Source organism: Rhizobium sp. BK591, from assembly GCF_014195045.1.
GTDB lineage: Bacteria > Pseudomonadota > Alphaproteobacteria > Rhizobiales > Rhizobiaceae > Rhizobium > Rhizobium anhuiense.
This window is the reverse complement of the sequence record NZ_JACIAZ010000005.1, coordinates 144,068-168,959: the sequence shown is the minus strand read 5'-3', so window position 1 is coordinate 168,959 and position 24,892 is coordinate 144,068. Positions and strand designations below refer to the sequence as shown.

At 62.2% G+C, this 24,892-nt stretch carries 23 protein-coding genes; 18 read left to right on the top strand and 5 right to left on the bottom strand.

What is annotated here, in order from left to right:
* Positions 1-5: 5 nt before the first annotated feature.
* The 16 genes from sdhA to FHX10_RS22715 all read left to right on the top strand — a co-directional run bounded on the left by sdhA (position 6) and on the right by FHX10_RS22715 (position 17,465).
* Positions 6-1,847 carry a succinate dehydrogenase flavoprotein subunit gene (sdhA, locus tag FHX10_RS22790; RefSeq protein WP_047615587.1) on the top strand — a complete coding sequence of 614 codons (1,842 nt, stop codon included), beginning with the start codon at positions 6-8 and terminating at the stop codon, positions 1,845-1,847.
* 18 nt (positions 1,848-1,865) lie between these two features.
* Complete coding sequence (locus FHX10_RS22785) at positions 1,866-2,645, top strand: succinate dehydrogenase iron-sulfur subunit (RefSeq protein WP_003567268.1); 780 nt, start codon at positions 1,866-1,868, stop codon at positions 2,643-2,645.
* 377 nt (positions 2,646-3,022) lie between these two features.
* The gene (locus tag FHX10_RS22780; protein ID WP_063473782.1) at positions 3,023-3,541 is read left to right on the top strand and encodes a protease inhibitor Inh/omp19 family protein; all 519 of its coding nucleotides are present in this window, start codon (positions 3,023-3,025) and stop codon (positions 3,539-3,541) included.
* Positions 3,542-3,588: 47 nt separating this feature from the next.
* On the top strand, positions 3,589-4,752 hold the full coding sequence (zapE, locus tag FHX10_RS22775; protein ID WP_047615585.1) for a cell division protein ZapE: 1,164 nt from the start codon (positions 3,589-3,591) through the stop codon (positions 4,750-4,752).
* 177 nt (positions 4,753-4,929) lie between these two features.
* Complete coding sequence (gene mdh, locus FHX10_RS22770) at positions 4,930-5,892, top strand: malate dehydrogenase (protein ID WP_007822364.1); 963 nt, start codon at positions 4,930-4,932, stop codon at positions 5,890-5,892.
* Positions 5,893-5,926: 34 nt separating this feature from the next.
* Entirely contained in the window at positions 5,927-7,120 is a 1,194-nt protein-coding gene (gene sucC, locus FHX10_RS22765) for an ADP-forming succinate--CoA ligase subunit beta (protein WP_063473781.1), read from the top strand.
* 8 nt (positions 7,121-7,128) lie between these two features.
* Complete coding sequence (locus FHX10_RS22760) at positions 7,129-7,620, top strand: DUF1579 family protein (RefSeq protein ID WP_063473780.1); 492 nt, start codon at positions 7,129-7,131, stop codon at positions 7,618-7,620.
* Positions 7,621-7,633: 13 nt separating this feature from the next.
* Entirely contained in the window at positions 7,634-8,536 is a 903-nt protein-coding gene (sucD, locus tag FHX10_RS22755) for a succinate--CoA ligase subunit alpha (RefSeq protein WP_063473779.1), read from the top strand.
* Positions 8,537-8,708: 172 nt separating this feature from the next.
* Positions 8,709-11,693: a 2-oxoglutarate dehydrogenase E1 component gene (locus tag FHX10_RS22750; RefSeq protein WP_063473907.1), complete on the top strand. Its 2,985-nt coding sequence runs from the start codon at positions 8,709-8,711 to the stop codon at positions 11,691-11,693.
* Between the two features lie 15 nt (positions 11,694-11,708).
* Positions 11,709-12,017: a YciI family protein gene (locus tag FHX10_RS22745; protein WP_047615578.1), complete on the top strand. Its 309-nt coding sequence runs from the start codon at positions 11,709-11,711 to the stop codon at positions 12,015-12,017.
* 39 nt (positions 12,018-12,056) lie between these two features.
* Entirely contained in the window at positions 12,057-13,319 is a 1,263-nt protein-coding gene (gene odhB / locus FHX10_RS22740) for a 2-oxoglutarate dehydrogenase complex dihydrolipoyllysine-residue succinyltransferase (protein ID WP_047615577.1), read from the top strand.
* A gap of 13 nt (positions 13,320-13,332) precedes the next feature.
* Positions 13,333-14,082 carry a DUF4241 domain-containing protein gene (locus FHX10_RS22735; protein ID WP_063473444.1) on the top strand — a complete coding sequence of 250 codons (750 nt, stop codon included), beginning with the start codon at positions 13,333-13,335 and terminating at the stop codon, positions 14,080-14,082.
* Positions 14,079-14,606 (top strand): hypothetical protein, encoded by a 528-nt coding sequence (locus FHX10_RS22730; protein WP_063473445.1) that lies wholly within the window; start codon positions 14,079-14,081, stop codon positions 14,604-14,606. Before FHX10_RS22735 ends, FHX10_RS22730 begins: the two co-directional genes overlap by 4 nt.
* A complete protein-coding gene (locus FHX10_RS22725) occupies positions 14,603-15,355 on the top strand; it encodes an SDR family oxidoreductase (RefSeq protein WP_063473446.1) in 753 nt (250 codons plus the stop codon). The genes FHX10_RS22730 and FHX10_RS22725 overlap by 4 nt, the downstream gene beginning before the upstream one ends.
* 97 nt (positions 15,356-15,452) lie before the next feature.
* Positions 15,453-16,859: a dihydrolipoyl dehydrogenase gene (gene lpdA, locus FHX10_RS22720; RefSeq protein ID WP_047615572.1), complete on the top strand. Its 1,407-nt coding sequence runs from the start codon at positions 15,453-15,455 to the stop codon at positions 16,857-16,859.
* A gap of 105 nt (positions 16,860-16,964) precedes the next feature.
* Positions 16,965-17,465 carry a cytochrome b gene (locus tag FHX10_RS22715; protein ID WP_047615571.1) on the top strand — a complete coding sequence of 167 codons (501 nt, stop codon included), beginning with the start codon at positions 16,965-16,967 and terminating at the stop codon, positions 17,463-17,465.
* A gap of 12 nt (positions 17,466-17,477) precedes the next feature.
* On the opposite strand, the gene FHX10_RS22710 is transcribed toward FHX10_RS22715, so the two are convergent.
* Together FHX10_RS22710 and FHX10_RS22705 are read right to left on the bottom strand one after the other, a co-directional pair.
* Complete coding sequence (locus tag FHX10_RS22710) at positions 17,478-18,554, bottom strand: TraB/GumN family protein (protein ID WP_063473447.1); 1,077 nt, start codon at positions 18,552-18,554, stop codon at positions 17,478-17,480.
* A 101-nt stretch (positions 18,555-18,655) separates the two neighbouring features.
* The gene (locus FHX10_RS22705; RefSeq protein ID WP_047615569.1) at positions 18,656-19,591 is read right to left on the bottom strand and encodes a tyrosine recombinase XerC; all 936 of its coding nucleotides are present in this window, start codon (positions 19,589-19,591) and stop codon (positions 18,656-18,658) included.
* Between the two features lie 139 nt (positions 19,592-19,730).
* Between FHX10_RS22705 and FHX10_RS22700 the strand changes: the two genes are divergently transcribed.
* Entirely contained in the window at positions 19,731-20,681 is a 951-nt protein-coding gene (locus tag FHX10_RS22700) for a GNAT family N-acetyltransferase (protein ID WP_063473448.1), read from the top strand.
* 14 nt (positions 20,682-20,695) lie between these two features.
* Positions 20,696-21,160: a GNAT family N-acetyltransferase gene (locus FHX10_RS22695; RefSeq protein ID WP_063473449.1), complete on the top strand. Its 465-nt coding sequence runs from the start codon at positions 20,696-20,698 to the stop codon at positions 21,158-21,160.
* Here the strand turns inward: FHX10_RS22695 and FHX10_RS22690 are convergent.
* The 3 genes from FHX10_RS22690 to FHX10_RS22680 are packed head-to-tail and all read right to left on the bottom strand — an operon-like array spanning position 21,141 to position 24,669.
* The gene (locus FHX10_RS22690) at positions 21,141-22,073 is read right to left on the bottom strand and encodes a dihydrodipicolinate synthase family protein (protein ID WP_047615565.1); all 933 of its coding nucleotides are present in this window, start codon (positions 22,071-22,073) and stop codon (positions 21,141-21,143) included. The genes FHX10_RS22695 and FHX10_RS22690 overlap by 20 nt on opposite strands.
* A gap of 14 nt (positions 22,074-22,087) precedes the next feature.
* Positions 22,088-22,960, bottom strand: a complete 873-nt coding sequence (locus FHX10_RS22685) for an amidohydrolase family protein (RefSeq protein WP_063473461.1) — start codon at positions 22,958-22,960, stop codon at positions 22,088-22,090.
* Positions 22,960-24,669, bottom strand: a complete 1,710-nt coding sequence (locus tag FHX10_RS22680) for an IlvD/Edd family dehydratase (protein ID WP_063473450.1) — start codon at positions 24,667-24,669, stop codon at positions 22,960-22,962. Before FHX10_RS22680 ends, FHX10_RS22685 begins: the two co-directional genes overlap by 1 nt.
* Positions 24,670-24,892: the final 223 nt, after the last annotated feature.

Here is a 24,892-nt window from a genome sequence, read left to right as displayed (position 1 = left end):
TTGATATGGCACCGACTTCACCCGCCCAGAATGGCAAGGCCTACAAGTATGTCGATCACTCCTACGACGTGATCGTCGTCGGCGCCGGCGGCGCCGGCTTGCGCGCCACGCTCGGCATGGCCGAGCAGGGCTTCCGCACCGCCTGCATCACCAAGGTATTCCCGACCCGCTCGCATACGGTCGCGGCCCAGGGCGGCATCGCCGCCTCGCTGCGCAACATGACGCCGGACAGCTGGCAGTGGCACCTCTACGACACCGTCAAGGGTTCCGACTGGCTCGGCGACGTCGACGCCATGCAGTATCTCACCATGGAAGCGCCGAAGGCGGTCTATGAGCTCGAGCATTACGGCGTGCCGTTCTCGCGCAACGAGGAAGGCAAGATCTACCAGCGCCCGTTCGGCGGCCACATGCAGAATTACGGCGAAGGCCCGCCGGTCCAGCGCACCTGCGCCGTTGCCGACCGTACCGGCCACGCCATCCTGCATACGCTCTACGGTCAGTCGCTGCGCAACAATGCCGAATTCTTCATCGAGTATTTCGCGCTCGACCTGATCATGTCGGAAGACGGCAGCCGCTGCACCGGCGTCGTCGCCTGGTGCCTCGACGACGGCACGATCCATCGCTTCGCCGCCAAGATGGTGGTGCTGGCGACCGGCGGTTACGGCCGCGCCTATTTCTCGGCAACCTCGGCCCACACCTGCACCGGCGACGGCGGCGGCATGGTGGCGCGTGCCGGCCTGCCGCTGCAGGATATGGAATTCGTGCAGTTCCACCCGACCGGCATCTATGGTTCGGGCTGTCTGATCACCGAAGGCGCCCGCGGCGAAGGCGGTTACCTCGTCAACTCCGAGGGTGAGCGCTTCATGGAGCGTTACGCGCCTTCGGCCAAGGACCTTGCCTCGCGCGACGTCGTTTCGCGCTGCATGACGCTTGAGATCCGCGAGGGCCGGGGCGTCGGCAAGAACAAGGACCACATCTTCCTGCATCTCGACCATCTCGATCCGGCCGTTCTGCATGAACGCCTGCCGGGGATTTCCGAGAGCGCCAAGATCTTCGCTGGCGTCGACGTCACGCGCGAGCCGATCCCGGTTCTGCCGACCGTTCATTACAATATGGGCGGCATTCCCACGAATTATTGGGGCGAAGTGCTGAACGCCGACAGCGCCAATCCGGAACGGATCATCCCCGGCCTGATGGCCGTGGGTGAAGCCGGCTGCGCTTCGGTGCACGGCGCCAACCGCCTCGGCTCCAACTCGCTGATCGACCTCGTGGTCTTCGGCCGCGCCGCTGCGATCCGCGCCGGCGAGGTGATCGACCGCGCAGCGCCGGTCCCGCATCTCAACGTCGCAGCCTGCGACAGGATCATGGACCGCTTCGACGGTCTGCGCCACGCCAGCGGCGCCACGCCGACGGCGGAACTGCGCGAGAAGATGCAGCGCGCCATGCAGGAAGACGCCGCCGTCTTCCGCACGCAGGAATCGCTGGAATCCGGTTGCCGGCGCATTTCGGCGATCTGGCAGGAAATGGGCGATCTGAAGGTCACCGACCGTTCGATGATCTGGAACTCCGATCTCGTGGAAACACTCGAGCTGCAGAACCTGATGGCCAACGCCATCACGACGATCTACGGCGCCGAGGCCCGCAAGGAGAGCCGTGGTTCGCATGCGCGCGAGGACTATACCGAGGGTGCATTCGCCGGCCGCGACGACGTCAACTGGCGCAAGCACACGCTCGCCTGGGTCAACGAGGCCGGCGACGTGAAACTCGACTACCGGCCGGTTCACACCGAGCTCATCGCCGAAGGCATCGATCCGCAGAAGATCGCGCCGAAGGCTCGCGTGTACTGATCTCAAGAGGAACCCGCTATGGTTGAACTCGCTCTCCCCAAGAATTCTCAGATGCGCGAAGGCAAGGTCTGGCCGAAGCCGGCGGGTGCCAAGAACACCCGCGAGTTTCGCGTCTATCGCTGGAGCCCGGATGACGGCCAGAACCCGTCGATCGATACGTTCTACATCGATGTCGACGATTGCGGGCCGATGGTGCTCGACGGTCTGCTCTACATCAAGAACAAGATCGACCCGACGCTGACGCTGCGCCGTTCCTGTCGCGAGGGCATCTGCGGATCCTGCGCGATGAATATCGACGGCACCAACACGCTCGCCTGCACCAAGGGCCTCGACGATATCAAGGGCGCGGTGAAGATCTATCCGCTGCCGCATCTACCCGTCGTCAAGGATCTGGTTCCCGACCTCACCAACTTCTATGCCCAGCATCGTTCGATCGAGCCGTGGCTGAAGACGGTGTCGCCGGCGCCGGCCAAGGAATGGAAGCAGAGCCACGAGGACCGGCAGAAGCTCGACGGCCTGTATGAATGCATCCTCTGCGCCTGCTGCTCGACCTCCTGTCCGAGCTACTGGTGGAATGGCGACCGTTATCTCGGTCCGGCCGTTTTGTTGCAGGCCTATCGCTGGCTGATCGATTCCAGAGACGAGGCGACCGGCGAACGCCTCGACAATCTCGAGGATCCGTTCCGTCTCTATCGCTGCCACACGATCATGAACTGTGCGCAGACCTGCCCGAAGGGCCTCAACCCGGCCAAGGCGATCGCCGAAATCAAGAAGATGATGGTCGAGCGCCGGGTTTGATCAGCATGCATGCCACGACGGAATAGACGGCTTCGATCCCGAAGCCGTCACAGAGATCAGGTCGCGGCTTTGCATCTGTGCACGAACAGGGCATTCGCATCATGGTGCAATTCTCTTGAGTTCGCTGGAGCGCTCTTCCGAGACATTGCGCGAGTTCGACAGGCATCCTGACAGAGATGAACGCGCGCAACACCTTGCTGACAAATTCTATGTGCAGGAAGTTTTGCAGCGGGACAGTTGAACTGTATCGTTTTTCGGTTAGTTGTTGTCACGGGCAATTTGTGCAGCCCGACTTGATTAACCAAAGCGAATTACGATAATCGGACTTGTCTCACGCCCGTTTCTCTACGGCGATAGCCGAATTCAGGAGTATGATGATGCAGTTGCGATATGCGATGACAGGTCTGGTGGTGGTTCTGTCGCTAGCCGGTTGTCAGCGTACGGCATATGATTACAGCTCCAACAACGCCAGTGCCACGCCGGCGCCGCTGACGGCGCAGCCGGTGCCCTCGGTACAGGGGGGGCAGCTTCCGCCACCGACCGGAAGTTCGCAGTTTCCGGCCGCGCCGACGGCGACGGCGCCGATGCCGGGCGCTCAGCCTGGCGCAATGGCGGCGAATGCGCTTGATGTCACCAAGGAATCGATGGTCGGAAGCTGGCGCGTCAACGGCGGCTGCGACATGTTCCTGACGCTGACCAATCTCGGCAGCGGTTCGCGCGGTGGTACCCGCGGCTGCGTCGGCGAGCTGACGGCAATGGGGTCCTGGGAAGTTTCCGGCAAGCAGGTGCTGCTCAAGGACCGTTCGGGCAACCAGATCGGCAGCGTCTACAAGACGGCCGACAACCGCTTTGACGGACAGACGAACACGGGTCAGCCGATCAGCCTCAGCCGGTAAATGTTCCGGCAGCTCTGCTGCGACGACTGACAGGCGGATATGCCCTCATGCAACCAATGCCGGATTATGCGCTCAGCGTCTGCGAACAGCTTAAAGCGCTGACCGCATCGGGGGCACTTCAGGTCGATTCCGCACAGATGGACGTGGCAAAGAGCCTCGACCGGGTGCTTGCCGGGCTCAAGCAACGGCGGCCGGCGGCAAAATCGAGCGCGCTTGGCTGGCTGTTTGCCGCCAAGAAGAAATCCGTCGACGGCCACAAGGGGCTTTACATCCACGGCAGCGTCGGGCGCGGCAAGACCATGCTGATGGACATGTTCTTCTCGATGGCGCCGTGCAGGAAGAAGCGCCGGGCGCATTTCCACGAATTCATGGCGGATGTGCATAACCGCATCGCCGCGCACCGGCTGAAGCTCAAGAACGGCGAGACGAAGCAGGCCGATCCGATGCCGCCCGTCGCCGCCGCGCTTTACGAGGAAGCCGAGCTTCTCTGCTTCGACGAGTTCACGGTCACCGATATCGCCGATGCGATGATCCTGTCGCGGCTGTTCTCCGAGCTTTTCGCACGCGGATGCGTGCTGGTCGCGACCTCGAACGTCGAGCCCGACAATCTCTATAAGGATGGCCTCAATCGCGGCCTCTTCCTGCCTTTCGTCACCTTACTCAAGCAGCATGTCGATGTCGTAACGCTGGATTCGCCCACCGATTACCGGATGGAGAAGCTGAACAGCCAGCCGGTCTATCTGGTGCCGATCAACGAGCATAATGACATGGCGATGGATGCGTCCTGGACGCAGGCGCTGCATGGGCGCAAGGCGCAGCCGCTGGATATCCCGATGAAGGGGCGCCACATCCATGTGCCGCTCGCCGTCGACCGGATGGCGCGGTTTTCCTTCGCCGATCTTTGTGACAAGCCGCTCGGAGCAGCCGACTTTCTGGCAATCGCCGAACGCTTCGATATGGTCTTCGTCGATCACATTCCGTTGCTCGGGCCGGAAAAGCGGAACCAGATCAAACGGTTCATCATTCTGGTCGATACGCTCTACGATCATGCCGTGCGGCTTTACATCTCCGCAGCGGCGATGCCGGAGGAACTGTTGGTGCACCGCAAGGGTACCGAAGGTTTCGAATTCGACCGCACGACGTCGCGGCTTTTCGAGATGCGCAGTGCTGAATATCTTGCGCTGCACCATGAGAAACGCGCCGCCGAGTAACAATCCGGTGACAGAATGTTTTACGTTTACGTAAGAATTTTTGTATCTAAACGATTGAAAACGCTGCATCAAAATTAATGGATTGCCATTTTTTGGCTTTGGGTCTATGCGATTGCGTCATTGGGCGGTGCCTTGTTGCGTCCGTCCGACGAATTTGATCGCAAAGGAAACAGCGAAATGGCGCGTAACAAGATCGCACTCATTGGTTCTGGCATGATTGGTGGCACGCTGGCGCACCTCGCCGGCCTGAAGGAACTGGGCGACATCGTCCTGTTCGACATCGCGGACGGTATTCCCCAGGGCAAGGGCCTCGACATCGCACAGTCCTCTCCGGTCGAAGGCTTCGATGCCAATCTGACCGGCGCCAGCGACTATTCGGCGATTGAGGGCGCTGACGTCTGCATCGTCACTGCCGGTGTTCCGCGCAAGCCTGGCATGAGCCGCGACGACCTTCTCGGCATCAACCTCAAGGTCATGGAGCAGGTCGGTGCCGGCATCAAGAAGTATGCGCCGAACGCCTTCGTGATCTGCATCACCAACCCGCTCGACGCCATGGTCTGGGCGCTGCAGAAATTCTCCGGCCTTCCGGCCAACAAGGTCGTCGGCATGGCCGGCGTTCTCGACTCCTCGCGTTTCCGTCTTTTCCTTGCCAAGGAATTCAACGTCTCCGTCCAGGATGTCACGGCCTTCGTGCTCGGTGGTCATGGCGACACGATGGTGCCGCTCGCCCGCTACTCGACGGTCGGCGGCATTCCGCTCACCGATCTCGTCACCATGGGCTGGGTCACCAAGGAACGCCTCGAAGAAATCATCCAGCGCACCCGTGACGGCGGCGCCGAAATCGTCGGCCTGCTGAAGACCGGCTCGGCCTATTATGCGCCGGCCGCCTCGGCGATCGAGATGGCCGAATCCTACCTCAAGGACAAGAAGCGCGTTCTGCCCTGCGCGGCCCATCTCACCGGCCAGTACGGCGTCAAGGACATGTATGTCGGCGTTCCCACCGTCATCGGCGCCGGCGGCGTCGAGCGCATCATCGAGATCGACCTCAACAAGACCGAGAAGGAAGCCTTCGACAAGTCCGTCGGCGCCGTCGCCGGTCTCTGCGAGGCCTGCATCAACATCGCGCCTGCCCTCAAGTAATCGGCGCTGAAGTAATCGAAACAGGGATAGACCCATGAACATTCATGAATATCAGGCCAAGGCTCTGCTGAAGGGCTATGGCGCGCCGGTTGCCGAGGGTGTGGCCATTCTCAAGGTCGAAGAAGCCGAGGCTGCCGCCAAGTCGCTTCCCGGTCCGCTTTACGTGGTCAAGAGCCAGATCCATGCCGGCGGCCGCGGCAAGGGCAAGTTCAAGGAACTCGGTCCGGATGCCAAGGGCGGCGTTCGCCTCGCCAAGTCGATCGAGGAAGTCGTTTCCCACGCCAAGGAAATGCTCGGAAACACGCTGGTGACCGCGCAGACCGGCGAAGCCGGCAAGCAGGTCAACCGCCTTTACATCGAAGACGGCGCCGACATCGCCCGCGAGCTCTATTGCTCGCTGCTGGTCGACCGCTCGGTCGGCCGGGTTGCCTTCGTCGTATCGACCGAAGGCGGCATGGACATCGAAGCCGTCGCCCACGACACACCCGAAAAGATCCAGACGATCGCCATCGATCCGGAAGCCGGCGTGACGGCTGCCGACGTTGCCGCGATCTCCAAGGCGCTTCAGCTTGACGGCGCTGCCGCCGAAGATGCGAAGGCGCTCTTCCCGGCGCTCTACAAGGCTTTCGGCGAAAAGGACATGGCTCTCCTGGAAGTCAATCCGCTGATCGTCATGAAGGATGGCCATCTGCGCGTCCTCGATGCCAAGATGTCTTTCGATGGCAACGCGCTTTTCCGTCACGACGACGTCAAGACGCTGCGCGACGAGACCGAAGAAGATGCCAAGGAAATCGAGGCCTCGAAGTGGGACCTCGCCTATGTCGCGCTCGACGGCAATATCGGCTGCATGGTCAACGGCGCCGGCCTTGCCATGGCGACCATGGATATCATCAAGCTTTACGGCAAGGAGCCGGCCAACTTCTGCGACGTCGGCGGCGGCGCCGGCAAGGAGAAGGTGGCAGCGGCTTTCAAGATCATCACCGCGGACCCCAAGGTCGAAGGTATTCTCGTCAACATCTTCGGCGGCATCATGAAATGCGATGTCATCGCCGAGGGCGTGATTGCCGCGGTCAAGGAAGTCGGTCTCAAGGTTCCGCTCGTCGTGCGCCTTGAGGGCACCAATGTCGAGCTCGGCAAGAAGATCCTGAACGAGTCGGGTCTCGCGATCACGGCGGCTGACGACTTGGACGATGCGGCCAAGAAGATCGTCGCGGCGATCAACGGCTGAGGACGATCATGGCCTTCCAGTCCACGCCCTCCGCTGCTCATTTCCGCCTCAACGCCTTCGCCGGCGTGTGGGAAGGGGACGAGCGCGTCGCGGCGTCGGCGTGGACGAGCGAAGGCAAGGCCAGTGCTGAGTTTTCCGGCGAGGCGTTGTTCGGCGGATTCTTCCTCGAGCAGCGCTATCGCCAGACGCGGGATGGTGCTGTTTCGTTCGAGGCGCGAAATATTTTCGGCTTCGATGCTTCGGACCAGACCTACAAACTCTACCAGTTCGACACCGCAGGTTTTGCGCCGCCCGTACCGGCGTCCGGCGAGTGGAACGGCAGTGAGCTTGTGCTGATGAAGACTTCGCCGCGCGGCAGCCAGCGCACCGTATTCACGTTTGAAAATGAAGACTGCTACCGGATGGGCGTCAGCTTTTCGCCTGCAGGCAGCGATACTTGGCAGGAGGTCGTCAGCGGCGTCTATCGTCGCGCGTCCTCCACGTCTTCCAACCTCTCCTAAACAAAGGCCTCGCATGTCCATTCTCGTCAACAAAGACACCAAGGTTCTCGTTCAGGGCCTAACCGGCAAGACCGGCACGTTCCACACCGAACAGGCGCTCGCTTACTACGGAACCCAGATGGTCGGCGGCATCCATCCGAAGAAGGGCGGCGAAACCTGGACCGGCGCAAAGGGCGAAAGCCTGCCGATCTTCGCAACCGTTGCCGAAGGCAAGGAAAAGACCGGCGCTGATGCGACGGTCATCTATGTTCCGCCGGCAGGTGCCGCCGATGCGATCATCGAGGCGATCGACGCCGAGATCCCGTTCATCACCTGCATCACCGAAGGCATCCCGGTCATGGACATGGTGCGTGTCAAGGCGCGCCTCGACCGCTCCAAGTCGCGCCTGCTCGGCCCGAACTGCCCGGGTATCCTGACGCCGGAAGAGTGCAAGATCGGCATCATGCCGGGCTCGATCTTCCGCAAGGGTTCGGTCGGTATCGTTTCCCGCTCGGGCACGCTGACCTATGAAGCCGTCTTCCAGACGTCAAACGAAGGCCTCGGCCAGACGACGGCCGTCGGCATCGGCGGCGACCCGGTCAAGGGCACCGAGTTCATCGACGTCCTGGAAATGTTCCTGGCCGACGCAGCTACCCAATCGATCATCATGATCGGCGAAATCGGCGGTTCGGCTGAAGAGGATGCTGCGCAGTTCCTCAAGGACGAAGCCAAGAAGGGCCGCAAGAAGCCGATGGCTGGCTTCATTGCCGGCCGTACGGCGCCGAAGGGCCGCACCATGGGCCATGCCGGCGCTGTGGTTTCCGGCGGCAAGGGCGATGCGGAATCGAAGATCGCGGCGATGGAATCGGCAGGCATCAAAGTGTCGCCGTCTCCGGCCCGCCTCGGCAAGACGCTGGTTGAAGTCCTCAAAGGCTAAAACCACTTAAAGACCCGGGCGGAGGAACGGCATCTGCGCCTTCCGCCCGGCCTTGACGGTACGAGACCAGCAGATGCGCCGCGGACAGGCGGCAATCGGAATGCGGCAGCCGGCGATCGAGCCGGCAAATTCATCAAAGTCAGGAGGCGGACGGAAGCGTCCGCATATCACCATGGCACGGCAAGAAGCCAACGAGCAATTTCAGATCACCTCGTTTCTGGATGGCGCCAATGCTGCCTATATCGAGCAGCTCTACGCCCGTTATGAAGACGATCCCAACTCGGTCGACGATCAGTGGCGGTCCTTCTTCAAGGCGCTGGAAGACGATCCGAACGATGTGAAGAAGGCGGCCAAGGGCGCTTCCTGGCGCAAGAAGAACTGGCCGCTGCAGGCAAGCGGCGATCTCGTCTCGGCGCTCGATGGCGACTGGGGCATCGTCGAGAAGGTGATTGAGACCAAGGTCAAGGCCAAGGCCGAAGCTGCGGGCAAGCCTGCCGACAGCACCGAGGTGCTGCAGGCGACGCGCGATTCCGTGCGCGCCATCATGATGATCCGCGCCTACCGCATGCGCGGCCACCTGCATGCCAAGCTCGACCCGCTCGGCATCGCCGCTCCGGTCGACGATTATCGCGAGCTGTCGGCGGAGAATTACGGCTTCACGGCCGCCGATTACGACCGCAAGATCTTCATCGACAACGTGCTCGGCCTGGAATATGCGACCATCCGCGAGATGATCGAAATCCTCGAGCGCACCTATTGCTCGACGCTCGGCGTCGAATTCATGCATATCTCCAATCCTGAAGAAAAGGCCTGGATCCAGGAGCGCATCGAAGGACCGGACAAGGGCGTGGCTTTCACGCCGGAAGGCAAGAAGGCGATCCTTGCCAAGCTTGTCGAAGCCGAAGGCTACGAGCAGTTCCTCGACGTCAAGTTCAAGGGCACGAAGCGTTTCGGCCTCGATGGCGGCGAATCGCTGATCCCGGCGCTGGAACAGATCCTCAAGCGCGGCGGCCATCTCGGCCTCAAGGAAGCCGTGTTCGGCATGGCCCATCGCGGCCGCCTGAACGTGCTCTCCCAGGTCATGGGCAAGCCGCACCGGGCGATCTTCCACGAATTCAAGGGCGGTTCGGCCGCTCCCGACGAGGTCGAGGGCTCGGGCGACGTCAAGTACCATCTCGGTGCCTCCTCCGACCGCGAATTCGACGGCAACAAGATCCACGTTTCGCTGACGGCGAACCCGTCGCATCTCGAAATCGTCGATCCCGTCGTCATGGGCAAAGCCCGCGCCAAGCAGGACATGAATGCCGCGGTCTGGGACGGTGACATCATCCCGCTTTCCGAACGCGCCAAGGTTCTGCCGCTGCTGATCCACGGCGACGCGGCTTTTGCCGGTCAGGGTGTCATTGCCGAAATCCTCGGCCTTTCCGGTCTGCGCGGCCACCGCGTCGCCGGCACCATGCATGTGATCATCAACAACCAGATCGGCTTTACCACGAACCCGGCCTTCTCGCGCTCGTCGCCCTATCCGTCCGATGTCGCCAAGATGATCGAGGCGCCGATCCTGCACGTCAACGGCGACGATCCGGAAGCGGTGGTCTATGCCGCGAAGATCGCCACCGAATTCCGCATGAAGTTCCACAAGCCTGTGGTGCTGGACATGTTCTGCTATCGCCGCTACGGCCACAATGAAGGCGACGAACCGTCCTTCACGCAGCCGAAGATGTACAAGGTGATCCGCGCCCACAAGACCGTGCTGCAGCTCTATGCAGCCCGCCTCGTCGCCGAGGGCCTGCTCACTGAAGGCGAAGTCGAGAAGATGAAGGCTGATTGGCGCCTCCATCTCGAGCAGGAGTTCGAGGCTGGCCAGCAGTATAAGCCTAACAAGGCCGACTGGCTGGACGGCGAGTGGTCGGGCCTGCGCACGGCCGACAATGCCGACGAGCAGCGCCGCGGCAAGACCGCCGTGCCGATGAAGACTCTGAAGGAGATTGGCCGCAAGCTGTCCGAGATCCCGGCCGGCTTCAATGTGCACCGGACGATCCAGCGCTTCATGGAAAACCGCGCCAACATGATCGCCACCGGCGAGGGCATCGACTGGGCGATGGCCGAAGCGCTGTCTTTCGGCGCGCTCTGTGTCGAAGGCAGCAAGATCCGTCTGTCCGGCCAGGATTGCGAACGCGGCACCTTCTCGCAGCGCCACTCGGTTCTCTACGATCAGGAAACCGAAGAGCGCTACATCCCGCTCGCCAATCTTTCGCCGACGCAGGGGCGCTACGAAGTCATCAATTCGATGCTTTCGGAAGAGGCCGTGCTCGGTTTCGAATACGGCTATTCGCTCGCCCGCCCGAATGCGCTGACGCTCTGGGAAGCGCAGTTCGGCGATTTCGCCAACGGCGCGCAGGTGGTCTTCGACCAGTTCATCTCGTCGGGCGAACGCAAGTGGCTGCGCATGTCGGGCCTCGTCTGCCTGCTGCCGCACGGCTATGAGGGCCAGGGTCCGGAACACTCCTCGGCCCGCCTCGAGCGTTTCCTACAGCTTTGCGCCGAAGACAACATGCAGGTCGCCAACGTCACGACGCCGGCGAACTACTTCCACATCCTGCGCCGGCAGCTGAAGCGCGACTTCCGCAAGCCGCTGATCCTGATGACGCCGAAGTCGCTGCTGCGCCACAAGCGGGCAGTCTCCACCCTTGCCGAAATGGCCGGCGAATCCGCCTTCCATCGCCTGCTCTGGGATGATGCCGAGGTGATCAAGGACGGCCCGATCAAGCTGCAGAAGGACAACAAGATCCGTCGTGTCGTCATGTGCTCCGGCAAGGTCTATTACGATCTTCTGGAAGAGCGTGAGAAGCGTGGCATCGACGACATCTATCTCCTGCGTGTCGAGCAGCTCTATCCGTTCCCGGCAAAGGCGCTGATCAACGAGCTGTCGCGCTTCCGCAATGCCGAGATGGTCTGGTGCCAGGAAGAGCCGAAAAACATGGGCGCATGGTCGTTCATCGACCCCTTCCTCGAATGGGTGCTCGCCCATATCGACGCGAAGTATCAGCGCGTTCGTTATACCGGCCGTCCGGCCGCCGCCTCGCCGGCGACGGGCCTGATGTCCAAGCATCTGTCGCAGCTCGCCGCATTCCTCGAGGATGCATTGGGCGGCTAAAATTAGGGGGGCGCAATGGCTTATTTCTTTCTGAGACTGCTGCCGCCGCGCCCCACTTTCCCGCATGACGGGACCGGGGAGGAAATGGCGGCGATGAAACGCCATGTCGAATACTGGCATCGGCACGCCCTTGCGGGATCGGCTGTTATAGTCGGCCCCGTCTTCGAGGGTGAAGGCGCCTGGGGCATGGCAATCGTCGAAGTCGAGGATCAGGCGGCGGCACAGGCCCTCGCCGACGGCGATCCGATCATCGCTTCCGGTTTCGGTTTCCGTTTCGATATCCTGCCGATGCCCTCGATCATCTCGCGGCCACCCGCCGTCTGAAACGCATAAACGAAAACACACGAAATCAGGATCTGAACAATGGCCACAGAAATCCGCGTTCCAACTCTCGGTGAATCCGTCAGCGAGGCAACCGTCGGCACCTGGTTCAAGAAGGTCGGCGACGCCATCAAGGCCGACGAGCCGATTCTCGAGCTTGAAACCGACAAGGTGACCATCGAAGTTCCGGCACCTGCCTCCGGCACGCTTTCGGAAATCGTCGCTGCCGCCGGCGAAACCGTCGGTCTCGGCGCACTGCTCGGCCAGATCGCCGAAGGCGCTGCCGCTGCTGCCGCGCCGGCTGCTGCTGCACCGGCCGCCGCGCCTGCCCAGCCGGCCCCGGCTGCTCCCGCTCAGCCGGCACCGGTTGCCGCTGCGGCGGCATCGTCGGCAAGCGCCTCCGTCTCCACCATGCCGCCGGCCCCGGCGGCTTCGAAGATGCTGGCTGAAAACAATCTTTCCGCCGACCAGGTCGACGGCAGCGGCAAGCGCGGCCAGGTGCTGAAGGGCGATGTCATCGCCGCCGTCGCCAAGGGCATTTCCGCTCCGGCGGCCGCACCCGCCGCCCCTGCTGCTGCACGCGGCCCGTCGACGGTCGAGGATGCCTCGCGCGAAGAACGCGTGAAGATGACGCGCCTGCGCCAGACGATCGCCAAGCGCCTCAAGGACGCGCAGAACACTGCCGCCATGCTCACCACCTACAATGAGGTGGACATGAAGGCGGTCATGGATCTGCGCAACAAGTACAAGGACATTTTCGAGAAGAAGCACGGCGTCAAGCTCGGCTTCATGGGCTTCTTCACCAAAGCGGTGACGCATGCGCTGAAGGAACTGCCGGCTGTTAATGCCGAGATCGACGGCACCGACGTCATCTACAAGAACTATTGCCATGTCGGCATGGCCGTCGGCACGGACAAGGGCCTCGTCGTTCCTGTCATCCGCGACGCCGACCAGATGTCGATCGCCGAAATCGAGAAGGAACTCGGGCGTCTTGCCAAGGCAGCCCGTGATGGCTCGCTCTCCATGGCCGACATGCAGGGCGGCACCTTCACCATCACCAATGGCGGCGTCTACGGCTCGCTCATGTCTTCGCCGATCCTCAACGCGCCGCAGTCCGGCATTCTCGGCATGCACAAGATCCAGGAGCGGCCGGTGGCGATCGGCGGCCAGGTGGTCATCCGCCCGATGATGTATCTGGCGCTGTCCTACGATCACCGCATCGTCGACGGCAAGGAAGCGGTTACCTTCCTCGTGCGCGTCAAGGAAAGCCTGGAAGATCCGGAACGTCTGGTTCTCGATCTCTAAGGGAGCGCTTTCGATGCGGAACCGGATCATGCGAGCGGCGCGCCTTCTTCTTTGCGCTGCCGCCTCGCATGTCCCGGTCTCCGCATCGGCCGCCGGCTGGGACATCAGCAAGGCAAGCAGCAATTTCGACCTGGTGGCGCTCACCGATGCCGAACTCTCCGGCCGATCGATCGGCGTGATCCATATGGGCAATGTCGAATTGACGTCGGGGCGCATCGTCGCGGCCGATCCGCTCGCCCAGCCCGATCGTCCGGCGCTCGCCAGAACGGTTGCACCGGGCGAATATCCGGTGACGCTCTACCAGGCGTTCGGGCGCATCGCTGCCGCCAGCATGCGGTTTGCCGAGGGCAAGCCGGATCATTGGGAGCTTGCGGTCCTGGCCGGGCAGGATCCGGCGACGCTGAAGGACGGAGAGATTTTCGGCTATCCCGTCGATGCCGGCCTCGGCTGCTACATGGATGCCGATACGCTTGATCTGATCGGAGAGCGCGAAGCGCAGGCGCAGGCGCAAAAAACCGATGCCGACGTCAATTATTACGACGACGTGCTGGCCTCGGACCTCGATGCCAACAAGGGCGCCTATGCGCTGCATCGGCCGGTTGCCGGCAAGAAGGGCAATGTTGCGGTGTTCTGGAGCGGCTGGGGCGACGGTTTTTATCCTGTCTTTTGGGGCCTCGACAAGGACGGTCGCGCGCTGGTGCTGCTGACGGATTTCAGCGTTGTCGAGAATGCCGACGGGCGGAAGGAGCCAAAGCTGCAATGAGCGGAAAGATCGGGATCACGGCGGGGAAAGGCGTGGCTGCAATCGCAGCCGCAGTGTTTTTCGCCGCTCCGGTGTCCGCCTTTGCTGCCGCCTGCAAGCAGGAACGAGCCGTCTACGTCGATCGCGACGGCGCCTATGAATTGCGCTTTGCGCCGCTGAATTCTCCGTCGGCTGCCGCCAGCAACCAATTCAAGATCAGCGCGCTCAAGACGTCAGTCGTGATGGAAGGTTATGTCATGCCATCGGATGATCCGGTGCGGGCCATCGGCATCCTGATGTTCAACTGCCCAGAGGGTGATGCGACCGGCGCCGATCTTAATGCCTGCACGGTCTGGCAGGGCGCCGTCTATGGCATGGATGCCGAGGGCGAGATGGACAATCTGCAGCCCGAGGGCGCCGCGGCGGCCGAAAAGGTCGTTCTCCCCGGCCTTGGTCCCGCCATTCGCGAATCCAGCGCCTGGGGCGAGGGCAAGGCTATGGTAGCCCCCTGGGACGTGCTGATTTTCAAGGAGTGTGCGACATGAGCGATGCCCCCGTTGTTCTCATTACCGGCGGAAGCCGGGGTATCGGTGCCGCCGCCGCACGGCTCGCCGCGCGCCAGGGCTGGCGTGTCGCGGTGAATTACGCCGCCAACCGTCAAGCCGCGGATGCCGTCGTGGCTTCGATCACGGGGGCCGGCGGCGAGGCCGTGGCGATCCTGGGGGACGTCGGCAAGGCAGCGGATATCGTCTCGATATTTGCGGCGGTCGACCGGCATTTCGGCCGCCTCGACGGGCTCGTCAACAATGCCGGCATCGTCGACTATCCCCAGCGGGTCGACGAGATGTCGGTGGAGCGGATCGAGCGCATGCTGCGCGTCAATGTGACCGGCTCCATCCTCTGCGCCGCAGAAGCGATACGCCGCATGTCGAGCCGGCATGGCGGCCAGGGCGGCGCGATCGTCAATATCTCGTCGATGGCGGCGGTGCTCGGTTCGGCGACGCAGTATGTCGATTATGCCGCCTCGAAAGCGGCGATCGACACGTTCACCGTCGGGCTGGCGCGCGAGGTTGCCGCCGAGGGCGTCCGCGTGAATGCCATAAGGCCGGGTGTCATCGAAACCGACCTCCATGCTTCCGGCGGTTTGCCGGATCGCCCGCGCGAGCTGGCGCCGTCGATCCCGATGCAGCGGGCGGGCACGCCCGAGGAGGTGGCCGATGCGATCCTCTATCTTCTGTCACCTTCGGCTTCCTATATCACCGGCGCGATCCTCAATGTGAGCGGCGGCCGTTAGAGCGACAGGGTGAAAACAGCATGCAGCATATTCTCGAATTCCTCGGCCTGACGTCGCGCGCGGCCGATTAAACGAAAAATCCAAAGGGAAAGAAACAATGTCCTACGATGTGATCATTATCGGAACCGGCCCGGGCGGCTATGTCTGCGCTGTGAAGGCAGCCCAGCTCGGCCTCAAGGTCGCCGTCGTCGAAAAGCGGGCGACCTATGGCGGCACCTGCCTGAACGTCGGCTGCATTCCGTCGAAGGCGCTGCTGCATGCCTCCGAAATGTTCCATCAAGCCGGCCACGGGATGGGCGCTCTCGGCATCGACGTCTCGGCGCCGACGCTCAACCTCGGCAATATGATGGCCCACAAGGATGCGACGGTGAAGGCGAATGTCGACGGCGTCGCCTTCCTCTTCAAGAAGAACAAGATCGATGCCTTCCAGGGCACCGGCAAGGTCGTTTCGGCCGGCAAGGTTTCCGTCACCGCCGACGACGGCAAGGTGCAGGAGATCGAGGGTAAGAACATCGTCATCGCCACTGGCTCGGACGTCGCCGGCATTCCCGGTGTGCAGGTCGAGATCGATGAAAAGACCATCATCTCGTCCACCGGCGGCATCGCGCTGGAGAAGGTGCCGGAAACGCTGATCGTCGTCGGCGGCGGCGTCATCGGCCTCGAGCTCGGTTCGGTCTGGTCGCGCCTCGGCGCCAAGGTGACGGTGGTCGAATATCTCGACACCATCCTCGGCGGCATGGACGGCGAAGTCTCCAAGCAGTTCCAGCGCATGCTCGCCAAGCAGGGCATCGATTTCAATCTCAGCGCCAAGGTCACCGGCGTCGAAAAGGGCGACAAGGGCGCCAAGGTCACGTTCGAGCCGGTCAAGGGCGGCGACAAGGTGACACTCGACGCCGAAGTCGTGCTGATCGCCACCGGCCGCAAGCCCTATACGGCGGGTCTCGGGCTGGAAGAGGCCGGTGTCGTGCTCGACAATCGCGGCCGCGTGGAGATCGACGGTCACTTCAAGACCAATATCGACGGCATCTATGCGATCGGCGATGTGGTCAAGGGTCCGATGCTCGCGCACAAGGCGGAAGACGAGGGCGTGGCGCTTGCCGAAATCCTCGCCGGGCAACATGGCCATGTGAACTACGAGGTCATTCCGAGCGTCGTCTACACCCAGCCGGAAATCGCTTCCGTCGGCAAGACCGAGGAAGAGCTGAAAGCGGCAGGCGTCGCCTATAAGGTCGGCAAGTTCCCCTTCACTGCGAACGGGCGCGCCCGCGCGATGCTGGCAACCGACGGCTTCGTCAAGATCCTTGCCGACAAGGAAACCGACCGGGTGCTCGGCGGCCATATCGTCGGCTTCGGCGCCGGCGAGATGATCCACGAGATTGCCGTGCTGATGGAGTTCGGCGGTTCGTCGGAAGATCTCGGCCGGACCTGCCACGCGCATCCCACAATGTCGGAAGCGGTCAAGGAGGCTGCGCTCGCGACCTTCTTCAAGCCGATCCATATGTAATCTTACATATTCGTAACAAAGCATGCAGCCGCTTGCCGTGAGGCAGGCGGCTGTTTTAATTGTTGCGCATTGCAGAATTCAAATATCGGACGAAGGTGAGGAAAAATGGAGCAGCCGTCCATTGCGGGTTACAGCCTGAGCCAGCGTTTTCTTCACTGGGCGATCGCGCTGCTGATTTTCTTCAACCTGCTGTTTCCCGATGGCATGAATACCTGGCGTCGGCTGATACGCAGAGGCGAGGTGCCGACGCCGGAACAGATTTCGTCGGCGAATATCCACGCCTATGTCGGCATCGCCATCCTGCTGCTTGCCGTTCTCAGGCTGGGACTGCGTTTTAGCAAGGGCGTGCCGGCCGAGGTCGCGCAGGAGCCGGCGATCTTCCGTCTTGCCGCCAGGCTTGCCCATGCCGGCCTCTACATCCTGATCTTCGCGATGCCGCTTTCTGGCATCGCCGCCTACTACTTCGGCATCGTTCCCGCCGGTTCGTTCCACGCGGATATCATGAAGGTTATTCTCTGGGCGCTGATCGTGGCGCATGTCGCCGGCGCCCTCGTCCATCAGTTCTATTGGAAAAGCAACGTGCTGCGCCGCATGACGCTCGGCTGACCGTCGGCGGGTTCAGTTTATCGCGGTGACGGTAAAGCCTTGCTGGCGCAGCAGTTCGATGACGCCGTCCTTGCCGGGCAGGTGCAGGGCGCCGACGGCCATGAAGACGTTGCCGCCGTCGAGGATGGGAGCGGCGCGCTCGGCCATCACCTTGTTGCGGTCGAGGATGACGCGCTGCTCGAAGGCCGCATAATCGTTGGTTTCGCCTTTGTCTTCCGGTGTTACCGTTTTCAACATCGGCATCGTCAGGCCGATGTCGCCGGAGAGGTAGAGGTCGGTCATCGTCTCGACGACATCGCTCATCTTGTCGCCGAGTTCCAACGTCTCGATCAGCGACTTCAGATGGAATTCGATCGGCAGATCGGCCATGGCCTGGATCTGCTCGGCAAGGGTTTCCAGCCCCTTGACCTGTTTGCCCTGAGCAACGGCGTCGGTGGCGATCTTCTGGTCGAGGAACTGCACGCCTTTCGCCTTGCGGGCGATTTCGCAGGCCGGCAGGGCGACGGCGCTCGAAATCATCCAGGGCCGCATGCGGGAAACGGCACCGAGCGGAATGCCGCGCTGCTTCAGCCCGGCTTCAAGGCGCTTGTAATCTTCGGGAGAAAGCAGCTTGTCGATCGTCGTGCCATCGGTAAACATCGTCAATTCAGGCTTTGCGAGCAGGGCTGCGGTTGCCTTCCGCTCGTCGAGGATCTCGTCGGATTCGATGATGATCGTGCCGGCGGCGTCATGGGCGGCCTGGGCGCGGGGCGGCAGAGCCAGCACGCGCGGATCGGTGACATGCATGCTGCCGAGCAGCCACGAGGGTGCCAGTCCCGGCTTTTCGATCTTCCAGAAAATGCCCTTGCCATTCGGCGTGGCGTCGGCTTCCTTCAGCGCCTCGGCGTAGCGGGCGGGATCGTTCTGCTGCAGCTCGACCATCAGGTTGCGGCCGGCGCAGGCCGCCTCTTCGGCCGCCGCCGGCCTTGCAGCCAGGAAAGCGACAAACAGCGCGGCAAGAAGCAGCATGTGAAAGGCTGCAATCAGCCAGAGCAACAGATGAGCCGGCACTGCGAGGTAAGACGTCCGGCGGCCGATTGATGTCGTCATGATGGGTGTTCCGTCACATGCTCTGGTGGCTTCATGCTCTACGCCCGGCTTGCGCATATTCCTTTAAGAGAATGCGTTAACGAAAAGTTGCGAACGAAAAGTTACGCGCGCGGATGCGCCCGATCATACACCTCGAGCAGCCGCGACGCATCGACGCCGGTATAGACCTGCGTTGTGGAAAGGCTGGCATGGCCGAGCAGTTCCTGAATGGTGCGCAGATCGCCGCCGCCGGCAAGCAGGTGGGTGGCAAAGGAATGGCGCAACGCATGCGGTGTCGCCGTCTCCGGCAGGCCGAAGGCGCTGCGCATCTTCTGCATGGTCCGCTGAATGATCGCCGGCTGCAGCCTGCCGCCGCGGGCGCCGCGAAACAGCGGTTCGCTACTTTCGAGGTGATATGGGCAGAGCGCGCGATATTTCTCGACCGCGTCGAAGACCACGGGCAGCAGCGGCACCAGCCGCGTCTTGTTGCCCTTGCCGGTGATGCGCAGTGTCGTCGCGCCCTTCTGCAGGTCGGCGGGAACGAGATCCAGCGCTTCGGAGATGCGCAGGCCGCAGCCGTAGAGCAGCGTCATCACAGCCGCATCGCGCGCGGCGATCCAGGGTTCGTCATGGAGCTGGGCTTCGTCGCTGACGACGGTGATCGCCTGGGTATCCGAGAGTGGCTTGGGCAATGATTTCGGCTGTTTCGGCGAGCGTATCGCGGCAGCACCGGCGGCATTGACCAGGCCCTTCTTTTCGAGATGGCGCAGCAGCGAGCGAAGGCCGGCGAGATTGCGGCCGAGCGATCGGGCGCCGGAACCCTGCTTGCGTCGGGCGGCCAGGAAGGCGCGGAAATCGGCGGGGCGCAATTCCCTGATGTCGCCAAGCGTCGCCGGTCCGGCGAGGTGGCCGGTCAGAAAGGTCAGAAACTGGCGGGTGTCGCGTTCGTAAGCGTCCAGCGTGTGCTCGGAAAGACGGCGCTCGCGGGCGAGGTTTTCGAGCCATGCGGCCCGCTCCGCCATCAGGCGCGGATCGGCGATAACAAGCAGTTCGTTCACGTCGCGAGCCTTGAATTTGCCTTCAAGTCCGCCAATTTGAAGCAGGAACGGTTATGGAATTGCTAATGCCGGCCAAGCCTTTGTCATCCTTCGATCATATTGTACTGCGATAGCTTATACCCCATAGACAGGATCTTTCATGGCACGGCGCGATTCCATGACGGCTTTCGGACAGCTCGCGGAAGCGATCGCTCTCGTTTCACAGGGAAAGCCCGGTCATATCGTCGACACGCTGATTGCCGAACGCGGCCAGAGGATCGTCAAAAATCCACTCTGGCCGGTGATGCGACCGTTCCTCTACACGCTGCTGCGCTACAACAAGGCGCTCGAATTCGCCAATGCGGTTGCGAAAATGCCGGGCTTCCAGTCGTTCGAATATCTGAGCGACGTGCTGAAACTCGACATCGGCATCGTCAATGGCGAACGCATTCCGGAAACCGGCGGCTTCATCCTCGTCAGCAACCATCCGACCGGCATCGCCGACGGTGTTGCCGTGTTCGATCTCCTGAAAGCACGCCGGCCTGATATGATGTTCTTTGCCAATCGCGATGCCATCCGCGTCAATCCGCGCTTTGCCGAGATGATCATTCCCGTCGAATGGCGGGAGGAGCACAAGAGCAAGCTGAAGGCGCGCGAGACGCTGCAACTGACGAACCATGCGGTGAAGGAGGGCAAGGCGACCGTGCTCTTTCCCTCAGGCCGCATCGCCTATTGGGCGAACGGCCGGCTGAACGAACGCCCATGGAAGACCTCGGCCGTCGGACTGGCGCGCAAATACAATCTGCCGATCCTTCCCGTCCATATGACGGCGCGCAATTCCGGCCTGTTCTACTGGCTGGCGAAATGGTCGACCGAGCTTCGCGACATGACGGTGTTTCACGAGCTGCTGAACAAACGCGGCGATCGCTTCGATTTCGTGATCGGCAATCTCATCCCGGCCGAACATCTGGACGGCGACCTCACCGAGGTGACGAAAGCGCTGGAGAAACATACGGTGCGTGACATGGCGGTCGATGGTGATGCGACCTTCGCTCCGGTCGGCCTGCCGGATGCGGCAGTGCGCCGCGAGATTCCGGTCCCTGCAGCCTAGATTCGCGCACCACCATGACAATCGATATCCGCATGATCCGCGATCGATTGCCGCAGCAGATCGCAGATCTCGAAAGCGAGGCCCGGCAGGAAGGTTATCGCCATATCACCCGCCTTATCGACGAATGGTCGGCCGGCGATGTCAGGTTCGAGGGTAACGGCGAAAGGCTGCTCGGCGCTTATGTCGATGCGGTGCTTGCCGGCGTCGGGGGCATGACCGTCGAAGCGGCCATGTCGAGGGCGTTGCGGATGCGGCGTTTCTATATCAGTCCCGCAATGCGCGGGCGCGGCATCGGCCGGATGCTTGCCCTGGCACTGCTCGACCATGCGCGGTCGTGCTGCTGCATCGTCACCGTTCATGCGGGAAACGATGGCGCGGCGAAATTCTGGGAGTCGCTCGGATTTCAGGCCAACGGGCAGTGCGGACACACACATCGTTTCGATCTGCATGGGTCGAGCTTCACGCCCCGATCTCGTTGAGGCGGATGGCCTGGCGCGCCAGCAGCCGCTCGACATCGGCAATATCGAGCGCCGACAGCCCGGCGCCCGGCTTGCGCAGGGCGGCGGACCTGATCACGCCGCGCTTGGCGAGCACGTATTTGCGCGAGGCAAGGCCGATGCCCTGCTGCTGTTCATAGCGGGCGAGCGGCAGATAGGCATCGAAGATCGCATGGGCGCGATCGGGATTTCCGGCCGCATAGGCCTCGACGACGCCGACCATCATCTCCGGATAACAAAAGCCGGTCATGGCGCCATCGGCGCCGCGGCCCATCTCTTCGGGCAGGAAAAGCCCGCCATTGCCGCAAAGGATGGATATGCGCCGCATGGCGCCCCTGTCGCTGGCAGCGCGAAGCGCTGATATTTTCGAAAGACCCGGCCAATCCTCGTGCTTGAGCATGACGCAATTCGGCACCTCGTTGACGATGCGCTCGATGACCTTGGGCGCGATCGTCACATTGGTGGTGAGCGGATAATCCTGCAGCACGAAGGGCGTATCGCCAAGGGTTTCGCCGACCGACTGGTAGAAGGCGAAAGCCTGATCGTCAGTCTTGACGGTCCAGGGCGGCGCGACCATGACGCCGGCAGCACCCGCCCCCATGACGGCTTCGGCGAGTTCGCGCATCGGCGCAAGTCCGGGCGCCGAGACGCCGACAACGACGGGAAGGCGCCCGTCAAGGCGCTTCAGCACCCGTTCGACCACGGCCCTCGATTCCTCGGCGGTCAATTTCGGGGCCTCGCCGAGCTGACCAAGCACCGTCAGCCCGGTGACGCCGGCGCCTTCGTAGAAATCGACCATGCTGTCGATGCTGGCGAGATCGAGAGAGCCATCATCGGTGAAGGGGGTTACGGCGATCACATAGACGCCCTTGGCATCTTCGGTCAGTCTGGCCATTCGTGGTCTCCCATTCAGCGGCCGAAGAACAGCACTTCGGCATTTCGAACAAAAATCTTTTCGGCAGCCGTGGGATCGTCGATGGCGGCCTGCATGGCCTCGATCAACTCGGCGTCATCGGGCATGCCATCCCATAATTCGGTGTGCGGCCAATCGCTGCCCCAGAGCAGCCTCTCCCCATGGCTCGCGGCAAGCGTGCGGGTGACCTCGGCGAAGCCTTGGTCGTTCGTCTCCTTCGTCAACCGATAGGGCGCGGTCACTTTGACATAGGCATCAGCCGCGTCCATCAGCCTTTTCAGCGCATCGACATGCCGTGGTCTCGTCTCTGTGGCAAGCGGAATGAAGCCGAGATGATCGACAACGATGGGCAGGCGGATGCCGGATAATGTTGCCGGAAGATCGGGAAGCTGTTCGGGATTGATCTGCAGTTGCAGCGACCAGCCGAAAGGCGCAATCCTTTCCGCCAGTGTCCTGGCGGTAGCCAAGGGAAGGCCGCCCTTGTTGCGTGTGTTGATCCGCACTCCGCGCACGCCGTGCCGGTGGAGCCGCTCGATCTCGGTCTCTCCAGTTTCGGGATCAATGACGACGATGCCGCGCAAACGGCCCGGAAAGGCGGCGAGCGCTTCCAGCAGCACGCTATTGTCGAGGCCATAGACGCTTGGCTGTACCAATACGCCCTTGGCGATGCCAAGGTTTTCTGAGAATTCGATCCAGTCGGCAATCGTCGCGATGTCAGGCGTATAGCTGCGCGGGGTGTTGAGCGGAGCGTCGGCGCGAAAGACGTGGAAATGCGTATCGACCGTGCCTTGCCGCAGTGCCGGCCGCGGCAAGCGCGCCAGTTGCCGGCGGGGCAGGCAAAGCGGGGCCTCTATATCAGCGGTACTCATCATGCGTCGAGCTCGTCGCTTTGCAGGAAATCGAAATCGGCGCCTTCGTCAGCCTGGAGCACGCGTTCCTGATAAAGTTTTGCATAGCCGCGCAACGGGGCAGGGGAGGGTCGGTCGATGATCTCCAGCATGCGGCGATCGAATTCCGCCTCGTCGATATCGATGTCGATGCGCCGGCCCTCGACATCGAGGCGAATGCGATCGCCGGTACGGACGATCGCCAGCGGGCCGCCATCGGCGGCTTCAGGCGCGATGTGGAGGATGATCGTACCGAAAGCCGTGCCGCTCATCCGGGCATCGGAAATCCGCACCATGTCCTTCACGCCCTGCCGGGCGAGTTTGCGGGGAATGGGTAGATAGCCGGCTTCCGGCATGCCGGGCGCGCCTTTCGGCCCGGCATTGCGCAGGACCAGAACATCGTCGGCCTTGACGTCGAGATCGTCGCTGTCGATGCGCAGCGTCATATCCTCGACGGAATCAAAAACGACGGCGCGGCCAATATGTTGGAGAAGATCCTTGGAGGCGGCGGATTGTTTGATGACGGCGCCGCGCGGCGCAAGATTGCCGTGCAGGACGGCGATCGTGCCGATCGGCTTTAACGGTTTCTCGACGGTGCGGATGATCGTCTGGCCCGGCTCGTCGACGACGTTGTCGATAATCTCGCCGATCGTCCTGCCGTAGACCGTCGGGGCGCTGCCATCGATTTCATGACGCACCGCCTTCAACAGCGCCGGGACGCCGCCCGCCTCGTGAAACTGCTCCATATAATGCTGGCCGGACGGCTGCAAGTCGACGAGCAGGGGTATGCTCCGGCCCAGCCGGTCGAGTTCGGCCATGTCGAGGCGACGGCCGAGGCGGCCGGTGATTGCGGCAAGATGCACGACGGCATTGGTCGAGCCGCCCATCGCCTGCAACGCCACGAGGCCGTTGCGGATCGCCTGTGGCGTCAGGATCTCGCGCACCGTCGGGGCGGCCTCATCCACGGCGAGCCGTGCGGCGACACGGCCGGTCTCCTCGGCAAGGCGGACGCGTTCGGATTCGACGGCGGGTGCCGAACCGGCGCGGGGAAGGCAGAGACCCATGACTTCGGTCAGGTTCGCCATTGTGCTCGCCGTGCCCATCACCGTGCAGGTGCCGATCGAGCTGGCCAGCTTGTTATTGACCTCGGTGATCTCGGCCTCGTCGATCTCTCCGGCGCGGAAGCGCCCCCAGAAACGGCGGCAATCCGTGCAGGCACCAAGCCGTTCGCCCCTGTGGTGGCCGACGGCCATCGGACCGGTCGGCAGGAAGATCGCCGGTATCTCGCTGCTGGCAGCCGCCATGATCTGGGCCGGCAAGGTCTTGTCGCAGCCACCAATCAGCACGACGGCATCCATCGGCTGGGCGCGGATCATCTCTTCCGTTTCCATCGCCATCAGATTGCGCAGATACATCGAGGTCGGCGAGGCAAAGCTCTCGTGGATCGAGATGGTCGGAAACACCATGGGCATCGCGCCCGCCAGCATAACGCCGCGTTTGGTGGCCTCGATGAGTTGCGGCACATTGCCGTGACAGGGATTGAAATCGCTGTAAGTATTGGCGATGCCGACGATGGGACGGTCGAGTGCATCGTCAGAATAGCCCATGGCCTTGATGAATGCCTTGCGCAGGAAAAGGGAGAATCCCTGATCGCCATAACTCGTCAGCTTGCGACGAAGACCGTTCGACAAACCTGTTCCTCCCTCGCCAACTTGACCATGGCCAATGTGCTGTCAGCGTAGTGGGATATGGAGGATTGTCAATAAATAAGATGGCGTCACCATATCGTATTTTTGGATATCTTCAGCGATACCCATAAGTTTCCAAGGAAATATCGATCGATCGTCGCCTTATTTTGATGAGTCGATGATTGGCTTTCATGAAGAAGCCGGATAGATTATTGATAAAATGAAC